The sequence below is a fragment of the Aliidiomarina sp. genome (assembly GCF_022565475.1).
GTDB lineage: Bacteria > Pseudomonadota > Gammaproteobacteria > Enterobacterales > Alteromonadaceae > Aliidiomarina.
The window spans coordinates 37,508-50,045 of record NZ_JAIUMR010000002.1 but is presented as its reverse complement, the minus strand read 5'-3'; the positions used below and the strand labels follow the sequence as shown (position 1 = coordinate 50,045).

Genomic DNA, 12,538 nt, shown 5'->3' with positions numbered 1-12,538 from the left:
ATAATAATAAAAGCTGCGATTATTTATCCTATGAAAAAGCAACGCGCGTTTCTCAAATGGGCAGGCGGAAAATACATGTTGGTCGAGCCCATTCGACGCTTGCTTCCCGCCGGCGATAAATTAATCGAGCCCTTCGTTGGCGCCGGATCTGTGTTTTTAAACACAGATTATGATCACTACTTACTGAATGACATTAATCCCGACCTGATTCAGCTGTACAAAACACTTAAACGTCGTCCAAAAACCTACATCGAGGACGCGCGTCGTTTTTTTGTCCCCGCGAATAACACCGAAAGTGCGTATTACCAGCTCCGTGAGACGTTTAACCAGACTCGCGACCCCTATTTACGTTCGTTGTTATTCTTGTATTTGAATCGCCATGGCTACAATGGTTTGTGCCGATACAACAGCAAAGGCTTATTTAATGTGCCGTTTGGTCGCTATAAAGCGCCGTATTTTCCCGAAGCCGAGCTTGAGTTTTTTGCCGAAAAGTCACGCAAAGCTACGTTTACCTGTGAGCCGTTTCAACAGAGTTTTCGCCGCGCCCGACAAGGCCATGTCATTTATTGCGATCCACCCTATTTGCCGTTAAGCCCGACGGCAAACTTTACCAGCTATGCAACCCATGGTTTTGGTCTCGATGAACAATTATTGCTGGCCCAAAAAGCCATCCATGCGGCGCAAAAACGTGGTATCCCCGTTTTAATCAGTAATCACGATACCGAAACTGCACGTATCTTCTATGAGTCAGCGGAGTTGACTACGTTGCAAGTTCATCGCTTTATTAGCCAAAACGGGGCAACTCGTAATAAAGTAGGTGAATTACTTGCCTTCTTTGTGCCACAGCCACGGAGGAAATAAATGCTACGTTTCTTTGCTTGTGCGTTCGACGAACTTAGCGTCCGTCAATTACACGACATTCTTCGGCTTCGTCAGGACATCTTTATTGTTGAGCAGAATTGTCCGTATCATGACATTGACGGCACCGATGCCAATTGGTTACATCTCTGTGGTTACGATGACGAGGGTCTCGTGGCCTATACTCGCCTGCATTGCCCCGGCCATGAAACATCCGAAATCGGCCGTGTTGTCGTGCATCAACGCGGGCGAGGAAAAAACTATGGCCGCGAGTTGATGGAACGCGCCATGGTGGAAATTCTTGCGCGCGCACCGGATCAACCGATTGAGCTGAATGCCCAGACCTACTTGCTCGATTTTTACGGTTCACTCGGGTTTGTTGCCATTGGCGACGAATATTTAGAAGATGGCATTCCACATAAACTCATGGAATATCGTCGGTGACCCAATCACTGGCGTTAGTCGCCGCTGAACCCGAATTGCAAGCCGCCGCAGCTGAGCTTGCTCGGCAATATCAGTTAAGTCTGACACATCAGGGTGACGACTTTGACTTGGAGCTCACGCGCGAAGGTCTACAACTGCGCTGGCTCGCCCGTCCTGAGTACCAACCACTGACGTTAGATTACACCCGAGGGCGCCAAGCATGGCGCCAGCAGCTTGGGGGCGGTAAACAGGAAGCGGTCGTGCGTGCACTCGGCGTTGCTCATGGCTTCCGTCCTCGCGTTTTAGATGCGACAGCTGGGCTCGGTCGTGACGGTTTAATGCTGGCCCATGCCGGCTGCAACGTTTGGCTGTTGGAGCGTCACCCTGCAATTCACGCGCTGCTCGACCAAGCAGTGCTCCATTTGCAACAGCATCAGCAACTCCACGACAAATTAAATTGGGCTGCGCAGGTGGAAGTCTTGCCACGAGGTTCGTTACTTGAGCACAGCGACATCCCAAGCCGGTGGTTAGAGCTAGACATTGATGCTGTGTATCTGGACCCGATGTTCCCAGAGCGGGAAAAATCAGCAGCGGTGAAAAAAGATATGCAGATCCTGCAACACTTGGTTGGCCCGGATCTGGATGCCGACGGTCTATTACCCATGGCACTGGCGCTCGCCAAGCATCGTGTGGTGGTCAAGCGCCCAGTAAAAGCACCCTTTCTAGCTGGGCAAAAGCCCAGCTCACAGGTTCTGAGCAAAAAGCATCGCTTCGACGTCTACATGAAAGCGCCCTATCCAAAGGCTTAACGCCCCGGTGACAAACGAATCACGCCTTCTTCAACCGCCATGTTGACCGGAATTTGCATGAGTGCACGTTGAATCGGCTCGTCTGGATTTAACCGATAGACCGGCTGCTCCGCTAAAAAGTCATCAATCAGCGCAAGAACTTGCTGGTCGAGCGAGTCCAAGCTGCCGCGATAACCACCCGCATCGACACTCGAATTGATAATATTCAGCCGGCGAACAAAAATCGCTTTCTCTTGGCTGTTGTATTGAGGCGCTCCGGAAACGGTCATTTGCAGCGCCACTGGATATTCAAATCCCAAAAGAGAAATTTCCAGCTTAAAGGCACCGCTTAGTTCAACTAAATCAGAGCCATCCGGACCAATCTTGGCCTGTAAGGACTCGACTTTGAGCGGAACTCGGACACCCATAATGGACACGCGTCCGGCGAGCTCATCCGCTTGGCGCATGAGTATTTGCTCGAGATCGGCTTCGGTGACCCGATAACTCGCCAATTGCTGAACTTGGGCGCAACCACTGACAAAAAGGAGCACCAACGAAATAAATAGCCACTGCACGTTCCGCATACGACGAATCTCCATTATTATCGAACTCAAAGTTTACGGGATTTAGATGCGATAAGAAACTTATTGCCTGCGGTTTAGGCGTTTGTTTGTGCGGCAATGGTCAGGTAAACTTGGTCAACTTTTGGGTTTCCACTTAATTCTTATAATAACAATGAAGGTCTTTCTATGAAGAAAGCATTTAAAGTCCCGCATACGCTCACGTTGCTGTTCGGCATGATGATCGTCGCGATGATTGCGACTTGGATCGTACCCCAAGGATTTTTCCAAACTGAATTAACGGACACGGGTCGCAGTGTCGTCGTTCCCGGCACCTATGAGCTGGTGGAAGAACGCGAGTTACTCACCCCTTGGCAACTCTTAACTGCTGTTCCGCGTGCTTTCGCTGCCGCTCAAGACATTATTTTCTTTGTCTTTATCGTCGGTGGTGTACTCGCGATTGCCCGTCGCACCGGCACCGTTGATGCGTTAATTGGTCGTTTACTTGAGAAGCACCGCGATCGCCCTGAGAAACTAATTTTCATGGTGATATTCTTCTTCTCACTCGCGTCGGGGGCAATCGGTACCGCCGGTGAGTATATTCCGTTCGTGCTGATTTTGGTGGCCTTATGTAAAGCCATGAAGCTCGACAGCATGACCGCGGTGGGGATGACTGTTGCTGGCTACGGCGTCGGTTACGGGGTGTCGGCATTTAACCCATTTACCGTTCTGATTGCTCAGGGCATTGCAGAAGTACCGCCGTACTCAGGCTTGTGGTTACGTTTGGCGATTATTCTGCCGTTCGTGCTGATTGCCTTCCATCATGTTTGGAGTTACGCGAAAAAAGTCAAAGCCGACCCTTCGCAGTCGTTAGTTGCTGACTTACCCTGCCCATTGAACGGCCAAGAACAGGCCGCCTACCCGCAACTAAACGGTCGTCATCGCTTAATTCTTGGCACTTTTTTAGTCACCATTGCGATCGCCATCTATGGCATTTCTCAATACGGCTGGTATTTATATGAACTCGGCGCCTGCTTCGTTGGCTGGGGTCTACTGATTACCGTGCTCGGTCGTTTGAAATTCGACGAAGCAGCCGACAGCTTTATCGAAGGGGTTAAAGACTTAACCACAACCGCCGTGCTAATTGGTATTGCTCGTGGTATTGCCCTCATTCTCGAAGACGGTCAAGTGCTGCACAGTATCGTTAATGGCCTGTCAATGCCGCTGTCACACGTTCCAGCCGCACTGTCTGCGGTGGGTATGCTGATTATTCAAACCATTCTCAATCTGTTTGTGCCGTCCGGTTCTGGCCAAGCGTTTGTGACCATGCCGCTCATGGCACCGCTGAGTGACCTCGTGGGCGTACCGCGTCAAGTTGCGGTGTTGGCCTATCAGTTTGGTGACGGTTTCTCGAACATGATCGTACCGACCAATGCAGTGCTCATGGGTATTATCGGTATTGCTGGTGTACCTTACGACCGTTGGTTCCGCTTCTGTATGCCGTTGCTGATCAAGCTTATGCTGGCGTGTACGGTTGTTTTGGTGCTGGCTGTTATCTTCGGTTATGGTGCCGATTACCAACCGCAAGTCTCGGCTATGGTGCTGGAAAGCGCAATCGCTGCCCATACCAGTTAACGCCGACGACTGAGCCAGAGTTGTGATAAAATAGGCCCTACCAATTGGTGGGGCCTTTGTTTTGGCAAGAAGGAAACGATTGAGTGAGTGCAGAACAAAACGCAGACGCGGTCTATGATGTGATTGTAATTGGTGCAGGTGCCGCAGGTTTGATGGCCGCCATAACCGCAGCCAACCGTGGTCGCAAAGTACTACTACTCGATCATGCCAAACAAGCAGGGAAGAAAATTTTAATCAGTGGCGGTGGCCGCTGTAATTTCACCAACCTTTATGCCAGCCCAGAAAATTATTTGTCGCAGAATCCGCATTTTTGTAAGTCAGCACTAAAGCGTTATACCCAGTGGGATTTCATTGCGCTGGTCGACAAACATCAGATTCCATGGCATGAAAAAACGCTTGGTCAGCTGTTTTGCGACCATTCCGCCAAAGACATTGTCAACATGCTCTTGCAGGAATGTCGCGAAGCCAGCGTGAAGGTTCAACTACGCACCGAAATTACGGCTGTTCAGCAACAGCACGAGCAATACAGACTCACCACAAGTGCCGGTGACTTCCGTTGTGACAAGCTGATTGTCGCCTGTGGCGGCTTGTCGATGCCCAAACTTGGGGCAACGCCCTTCGGCTACAAACTCGCCGAGCAATTTGGTCACAGTATTATTCCTGTGCGCGCCGGCTTAGTGCCGTTCACCTTGCATGAGCATGACAAAGAGCAACTTGCCGAACTGTCCGGAGTCGCGACCGATGTGGTCGCCAGTAATCAGCGGACTGGCTTTCGCGAAGCCATGCTCTTTACCCATCGCGGTGTTAGCGGACCCGCGATACTGCAAATCTCTTCCTATTGGCTGCCTGGTGAAACAGTGGCAATTAATCTACTGCCCGATTTAGACGTGCAAAACTGGTTGCTTGAAGCCAAAACCTCGCAACCGCGTGCACTGTTAACCAACGTCCTTAGTCAACAGTTACCGAAACGATTAGTTCAAACCTTAGCGCGCTATGCCGGTTGGCCAGACCAACGCATGGCCGATTTAAGCAATGCCGCCATTCAAGCAATCGCTGCCAGCCTAAACGCTTGGCCATTAATGCCGAACGGTACCGAGGGCTACCGCACTGCGGAGGTGACCTTAGGCGGCGTCAACGTCGATGAAGTCAGTTCAAAGACCATGGAAAGCAAGCTTCAGCCCGGCTTATATTTTATCGGCGAAGTGCTGGATGTCACCGGTTGGCTCGGTGGCTATAACTTCCAGTGGGCATGGAGTTCAGGCTGGGTTGCTGGGCAGTCGGTGTAGAAGAGGGGGACGACCTCATCCTTGAGGCCTACAAAATCCATTTGTGCACTCGTTAGAGTATTCCAATAATTTTCCTTAAGCCTTGTGTTACTCTTGTGTCCTTCAAAAGTTACCTTCAAAGAAGGTCTTTCAGCATACGTCCTGTCGTGGCTATACCAGCGAGAGGAGTCCTTGCTTAAGTGCATGCTTCCTTCTGATGACTTGAGTCCATCCCAGCCTGTAATCAGATACACTTCTAAACTAACCTTGTGATATGAAATGTATCATAGGGGTGTGTAGGGGCAAACCTTCAAATTGTTACAAAATGTTAACCTTTATAATCCAAATTCACTCAATTTACTTTTTTAGAAATTGTTCAATAGTTTCAGCATATTGGCTGATACCATAGACACCATCTAAATGCCCCCACGGTCCATCAAGGGGTAAAATCGTAACATCTTTATTCGCGTTCTTCAGCCCCTCATACAAACGCTCACTTAGATAAGGCTGTAAAAGCAGATCGTTACTTGCCGGCAAAATTAAAGTCTTCGCGTTTACCTTAGCAAGTCCCGCTTCGAGACTTTCGCCCATACCGGCGAGATAAAGTTGATTTGCACGAATTAAATAGAGGATATGGTTTGCGTCAGCGTATTGGGCGCGCATGGCTGCTAGTCCACGTAACTGTTCCACAATCGAGAAGTTATTGCGGATATTTTCTAAAGGCGCCGATTCGCGTGCTGTTGTTGCCGCGTAAAGTTGGTTGACGATTTGTGGGTGCAGCGAACCAAGGGTAATCATGCCAAGCGTGGTTTGTAGTCCCTGCAACGGTGCTTCACCATCATAGTAATCGCCGTTGTTCCAGTTGGCGTCCAGCATAATCGGTTGAGCCCACTGTTGGAGGTTGGCAATCGTCCATGGATCCGCTTCTGCCATGCCAATCACATGAATCAAACGTTCTACCCAATCCGGGTAAGCGACTGTCCACTCCAGTGCTTGCAGCGAGCCCATCGATGCACCGATCACCGCGTGCAGTTTTTCAATTCCGAGCGATTCAAGCACTAACTTTTGCACATTCACGAAATCTCGCATGGTGACGACCGGAAAGTCGAGACCATAAGGTTTGCCGGTGGCTGGATTGATACTGGCTGGGCCCGTCGTCGTCACCATCGGGTTATGCGGCTCTTGATTGACCAAGGTATCGACACTAATAACAAAAAATCGATTCGTGTCGATGGTTTTGCCTGGGCCTATAATTGCATCCCAATAGCCGGCCTGAGCGTCATCTTCATGATATTTGCCCGCCGCATGACTGTTTCCCGAGAAAAAGTGGGTAATGAGAATGACATTGTCTTTGGCGTCATTAAGCTCGCCATAGGCTTCCCACCCAACTTGCACTTCAGCGACGGTTTCACCACCAAAGGTAACGAAATCAGTGGTTGTAAAAACCTGTTTTTCGACCAGAGGTAACTCAGAAGCTGAAGTCCACGTGGTGGCGCTCAGCAAACATGCAATGACAATGCCCCAAATGATTCTCATGATGCTGTTCCTTGTTTGGTTAAATAATGAAAATACGCATAGCGCAGTTCGTTTTTGCGCACTTTGCCGGTACCTGTTTTCGGCAACTCAGTGACGAATTCAACTGCATCGGGTAACCACCACTTGGCAATTTTACCGTTGAGATACGCCAAGATGTCGTCCGCATCGGCTTGCATGTTTTTATTCAGCACCACCAGCAATAACGGACGTTCGTCCCACTTCGGATGCTTCACACCGACCACTGCACATTCGTTCACCGCTTCGTGCAAGCTGACAATATTCTCAATTTCCAGTGAGCTAATCCATTCACCACCACTCTTAATGACGTCTTTCTTGCGATCGACCACACGCATGTAACCTTGCTCGTCGATCACGGCAATATCACCCGTTGCTAACCAACCGTTCGGGAAGCTGCTCAAGTCATCATTTTTATAGTATTGGCGACAGATCCAAGGGCCACGAACCCGCAACTCGCCTGAGCTGCTGCCGTCATGGGCAACCGGTTGATCATCGGCATCAAAAATTTCCATTTCGACGCCAAACGCTGCCCGTCCGGCCGTCGTCTGTAGTGCATAACGTTCCTCGGCTGGCAGTGCCATGAGCGCTGCCGTTGGCGGCAAAGACGTTGCCAAGGGTGCGGTTTCGGTCATGCCCCAAATCGGTTGCCAATAGACCTGATAGCGCTCTGCAAAAGCACGCACCATACCGATCGGCGACGCTGCGCCACCGACACACACACGTTCAAGTGGCGTTTCGGTGATGTTTTGCTCGGCAAGATAGTTATGTAAGGTAAGCCAAATCGTCGGCACGCCCAAGCCAACCGTGACCCGCTCGGATTCAATCAGCTCCCACATACTTGCACCGTCCATGCCTTTGCCTGGGAGTACTAACTTACTTCCCGCAAGAGGCGCTGCGTAAGGCGCACCCCACGCACTCGCATGGTACATAGCAACCATGGGTAGCAGCACAGTATCGCTATCCATATCGAGTAACGCACGAGACACGGTCGCTTGCGCGTGCAAGACTAACGCTCGATGGGAGTATAATACGCCTTTCGGATTGCCCGTCGTCCCCGAGGTATAGCACAGCGATGCGGCGCTATTTTCGTCGAAACGCGGCCAAGCATACTGCTCCTTTTGCGCGTCTAAGAGCGTTTCATAGCAGAGCACATTCGGTAGACTGGTATTGGGCATATTCGCTTCGTCCGTGAGAACGATATAACCACGAACTGTCGGCAGTCGCTCTTGAATCTCTTCGAGTAGCTCAACAAACCCTAAATCAACGAACACGTAGCGATCTTCAGCATGATTGATAATGTATTCAACTTGCTCGCTAAACAGTCGCGGGTTCACCGTGTGCAGCACCGCACCAACACCCGACACGGCATAGTACAATTCCATATGCCGGTAGGTGTTCCACGCTAACGTCGCAACACAGTCGCCCGCTTGTATACCGAGCGCATTCAGCACATAACCAAGCTGGTTAGTGCGACGCCAGCAATCAGCGTATGTATACCGATGGATGTCGCCTTCTAAACGGCGGCTGACAATTTCCTGTTGAGGAAAGGTCTTGCGGCCAAAATCGAGCAGATCAATGACCAGCAACTGGCTTTCCATCATATTACCGCGCAATGTTCCAGATAACTTGCTGTCCGCTGCAGTCTGCATGGGCTTTCCTCTTTCTTTCGCCAAAACTTAAATAAAACTAAATATTTTTAAGAAAAACATTAAAAGAAATTAAACAAGGCAATCGCAAGTGCCAACCCTATCACCGGCACAACCACGGTCACAGCTCCCACTGCCCAATAGGCGTCTTTGTGGGTTTCGTTACAAATACCGCGAATCGTCGTCACCACGTAGCCATTGTGCGGCAACGAGTCGAGTGCTCCTGAAGAAATTGAAACCACCCGGTGTAATTGGTCTGGGCTTACCCCAGCCGCCAAATAATGCGGACCGACTTCGGGTAAAGCGATGACTTGACCGCCCGACGCCGAACCGGTCAAACCGGCAATGACACTGACGGCCACTGCCGCGCCAACCAGTTCATTACCCGGTAGGGAGGTCATCGCCACGACCGCCGATTCAAATGCAGGTGTCACTCGCGCCACCGCACCGAAACCGACAACAGCAGCGGTATTACCAATCGCAACTAAAGCACCGGTTGTTGCCGCCTGCAGCGCATTTTGCATGTCGTGGAAAAACTTCCAATTGATAATCATCAGTGCCAAAACACCACCGGCAAGGGCAATGATCAGCGCCATTTGCGCGTATTCTTTGTGGAAAATAAACGATAAAGCTAACACCACAATCAGCGGAATTAGGCCCGTAATCGGGTGCGGGCGGCGACGGTCGAGAAGGACCGGGTCACCCACACGCTCGACAAAATGTTCGCCACGGTCGACCGCTTTATTGATGATTTTCATTAACCACCAATAGCCAATGATGGCCATAAAAACTGCCACAACGAGACTGACTTCCCAAGCAGCATACGGTGAGGTTCCGAGATATTGAATTGGAATCCAGTTTTGGATTTCTGGCGAGCCGGCCGAGGTCATGGTAAAGGTCACAGAGCCAAATGCGAGGGCGGCTGGAATAAAACGCCGAGGTAAGTTGGCGTCCTTGAAAAGGCTCAACGCCATAGGGTAAACGGAAAAGGCAACGACAAAAACACTCACACCGCCGTAGGTTAGAATTGCACAGGCGAGTACGACCGCCAGCACCGCCTGTTTTTTCCCTAAACGGGTGATAATCCATTCGGCGACGCTATCCGCAGCGCCAGTGTCTTCCATGAATTTACCGAAGATTGACCCCAGCAAGAACATAAAAAACCACGATGCGACAAAACCTGAGAAGCCCGCCATATAGTTTTCGACGAAATTAATATCACCCTGAAAAACTGGAATTCCGCTACACAACGCCACGACCAGAGCACACAGCGGCGCACTAATAAATAAGTTCCAACCGCGCAAGGTCAGCACAATCAGTAACGCCAATCCCCCAACTAAGCCAATCATGCTTAACATAAGCAAACCTCTGTGGTTTTTTATTTTTGTTAATAATCTGTTGCCACGTATTGTCGTTCAAGTTAACACAACTACCCATAGTACTATGGTACAGGTCACAATTTGGGCAATATGCGCTAAGGTTCTGCCTGATACAAAAAAATAACACCTGAAAACAGGATGACCCTTGGGGGAGCACATAATGAACAACAACAATCCACAGCAGTTTCGTCGCCATCTTTGCGCAGTTGCCGTAACCAGCGCTTTGTTTGGTATGGCCATGCCAGCAATGGCACAGGACAACAGTGAGGACGAAGAGCTTCGTCGTCTCGAGCGAATTCAAGTCACCGCTCGGCGCACCGTTGAAAACCTACAAGAAGTTCCGGTCTCGGTGAGCTCGTTTAGCGATCAAGACATGGAACGCGTAGGCTTAACAGATATTACTGAGCTACAACAGCGCATGCCCAACACCACTATGCAAGTCAGTCGCGGCACTAACTCGACGCTGACCGCGTATATTCGTGGTATTGGACAGCAGGATCCGCTCTGGGGCTTTGAGCCTGGCGTCGGCATTTACATCGACGACGTCTATATTGCGCGTCCTCAAGGTGCGGTTTTAGAAGTCTTCGATGTTGAGCGTGTGGAAGTATTACGTGGTCCACAAGGCACACTGTATGGTAAAAACACCATTGGTGGTGCGATGAAGTATGTCACCCGTCAGCTGACCGGCGACAACGAGTTTAGTATTCGCGGTACCGTGGGAAGCTACAACCAACGCGATCTGCATTTGTCAGGACAAACCGCGCTGAGTGATAACTTCTACGTTGGCGCTGCGTTTGCGACACTCAACCGTGACGGTTTTGGTGAGTACCGTAACACCGGCGATGACAACTACAACAAAGAACTGCAAACCGCACGTATTAGTGCCATGTGGTTGCCTTCTGACACGGTTCGTGTGCGCTTTGCGGCCGACCGTACCGAAGACGACTCGAACAGTAAAGGTGGTTATCGTTTAACCCAAAGCCAAGTCACCGGCCAAATGCCCTACAGCAAAGTATTTGATTCAGACACAGCCATGCCGGTTGACAACTATGTGAAAACTGAAGGCATGTCATTGACCGTCGATTGGGAAATCGATGAGCATTGGTCATTCAAGTCGGTGACGGCGAAACGGGAAGGTTACACCGACACCAACATCGACTTTGACTCAACACCGCAGCCGACATTGCTGGTGCCTGCAATTTACGAAGACGAACAATTCACGCAAGAGTTCCAACTGAACTATCACAGTGACAACTTCCGTTTCGTTGGCGGTTACTATTACTACGACGGCGAAGCCTGTGGTGTGTTTGGCACTCTCTTGGGACAATTGGGTGTGACCGTCGAAAATGGCGGCTGCGTAGAAACCGAAAGCCAAGCAATATTTGGTCAAGGTACCTATCGTTTTGATGACCAATGGTCACTGACCTTAGGTGGTCGTTACACCAAAGACGAAAAAGCAGCAGACGTGCAACGTTTCACGTATTTAGGTCTGAAATATCCAGGACAAGATGTGGGCGCGCCGCTCGTGGTCAACTCCGATTTTGCAACCGACGCTGACTGGAGCCGCTTCTCGCCACACGTGAGTGTGTCCTATCAAGCCAATCGAGACCTGATGTATTACGCCAGCTATAGCAATGGTTTTAAATCAGGTGGTGTGGATATGCGTGCCGACGTGTCATTGAACCCTGACGCGCGTAATCCTTACGATCCAGAGATTGTCGATACCTTTGAGCTTGGTTTAAAAAGCGAGTTAATGAACGGCTCGGTTCGTTTGAATGCGTCGGTGTTTTACTCAGACTATCAAGACATGCAAGTGACCGTGCAACGTGCCGTCGCTGCGGGTGTAGCCTCGCAAGTACTGAATGCAGCGGATGCAACCGTGCAAGGTTTCGAACTTGAGTCAATTGCACGCTTAACCGACAGCTTCTCAATGAACTTCACGCTCGGTTATGTTGACGCAAGCTTTGACAAGGTTGAGTTCTTTAATCCGAACACGCAACAGGTTGAAGACGTGTCAGGCATCTGGTCATTCGCCAATACACCGAAATGGAGTGCCAACATTGGCTTCCGTCAAGACTTTGGTAATGTCTGGAATGGCGACTTAGTCTGGTCAGGTAACCTTGCTTATCGCAGCGAAACACAGATCTTCGAAGTACCGTCAATGCTCGACATGGGTGCGTATAGCATCGCCAATACCAGCCTGGTTTGGTACCACAGTCAAGGCCATTGGCATGCAGGTTTACACGTGAAAAACTTGTTCGACAAAGAATACCGTCTCGCCGGTTACAACTTTGCGGCACCGCGTGATGCGCAAGGCAACATCGTTGGCGCAGGCCTCGGCGGCGAAGACACCATTGTTGGTTATTACGGTAATCCACGGCAGGTGTCCTTCACCGTTGGCTATCGGTTCTAAATTCCTGGAGTAGTTTC

Annotated in this window: 10 protein-coding genes; 6 read left to right on the top strand and 4 right to left on the bottom strand. The window is 50.3% G+C overall.

Features of this window, described 5'->3' with window-relative positions:
• The first annotated feature begins 30 nt into the window (after positions 1–30).
• The 3 genes from LAT77_RS02005 to LAT77_RS01995 are packed head-to-tail and all read left to right on the top strand — an operon-like array spanning position 31 to position 2,090.
• The gene (locus tag LAT77_RS02005) at positions 31–861 is read left to right on the top strand and encodes a Dam family site-specific DNA-(adenine-N6)-methyltransferase (protein ID WP_290562873.1); all 831 of its coding nucleotides are present in this window, start codon (positions 31–33) and stop codon (positions 859–861) included.
• Positions 862–1,302, top strand: coding sequence for a GNAT family N-acetyltransferase (locus LAT77_RS02000; protein WP_290562872.1), 441 nt, complete (start codon positions 862–864; stop codon positions 1,300–1,302).
• Entirely contained in the window at positions 1,299–2,090 is a 792-nt protein-coding gene (locus LAT77_RS01995; RefSeq protein WP_290562871.1) for a class I SAM-dependent methyltransferase, read from the top strand. Before LAT77_RS02000 ends, LAT77_RS01995 begins: the two co-directional genes overlap by 4 nt.
• Here LAT77_RS01995 and LAT77_RS01990 read toward each other — a convergent pair.
• The gene (locus LAT77_RS01990; protein ID WP_290562870.1) at positions 2,087–2,653 is read right to left on the bottom strand and encodes a DUF1439 domain-containing protein; all 567 of its coding nucleotides are present in this window, start codon (positions 2,651–2,653) and stop codon (positions 2,087–2,089) included. The genes LAT77_RS01995 and LAT77_RS01990 overlap by 4 nt on opposite strands.
• A gap of 165 nt (positions 2,654–2,818) precedes the next feature.
• On the opposite strand from LAT77_RS01990, the gene LAT77_RS01985 reads away from it, so the two are divergent.
• Complete coding sequence (locus tag LAT77_RS01985) at positions 2,819–4,264, top strand: YfcC family protein (protein ID WP_290562869.1); 1,446 nt, start codon at positions 2,819–2,821, stop codon at positions 4,262–4,264.
• A gap of 83 nt (positions 4,265–4,347) precedes the next feature.
• Positions 4,348–5,550, top strand: coding sequence for an NAD(P)/FAD-dependent oxidoreductase (locus LAT77_RS01980; protein ID WP_290562868.1), 1,203 nt, complete (start codon positions 4,348–4,350; stop codon positions 5,548–5,550).
• 336 nt (positions 5,551–5,886) lie between these two features.
• On the opposite strand, the gene LAT77_RS01975 is transcribed toward LAT77_RS01980, so the two are convergent.
• The 3 genes from LAT77_RS01975 to LAT77_RS01965 are packed head-to-tail and all read right to left on the bottom strand — an operon-like array spanning position 5,887 to position 10,087.
• The gene (locus LAT77_RS01975; protein WP_290562867.1) at positions 5,887–7,065 is read right to left on the bottom strand and encodes a homoserine O-acetyltransferase; all 1,179 of its coding nucleotides are present in this window, start codon (positions 7,063–7,065) and stop codon (positions 5,887–5,889) included.
• Positions 7,062–8,732, bottom strand: a complete 1,671-nt coding sequence (locus LAT77_RS01970) for a long-chain fatty acid--CoA ligase (protein WP_290562866.1) — start codon at positions 8,730–8,732, stop codon at positions 7,062–7,064. Before LAT77_RS01970 ends, LAT77_RS01975 begins: the two co-directional genes overlap by 4 nt.
• Before the next feature lie 59 nt (positions 8,733–8,791).
• A complete protein-coding gene (locus LAT77_RS01965) occupies positions 8,792–10,087 on the bottom strand; it encodes an SLC13 family permease (protein ID WP_290562865.1) in 1,296 nt (431 codons plus the stop codon).
• A 181-nt stretch (positions 10,088–10,268) separates the two neighbouring features.
• Between LAT77_RS01965 and LAT77_RS01960 the strand changes: the two genes are divergently transcribed.
• The gene (locus LAT77_RS01960; protein WP_290562864.1) at positions 10,269–12,521 is read left to right on the top strand and encodes a TonB-dependent receptor; all 2,253 of its coding nucleotides are present in this window, start codon (positions 10,269–10,271) and stop codon (positions 12,519–12,521) included.
• Positions 12,522–12,538 lie beyond the last annotated feature (17 nt).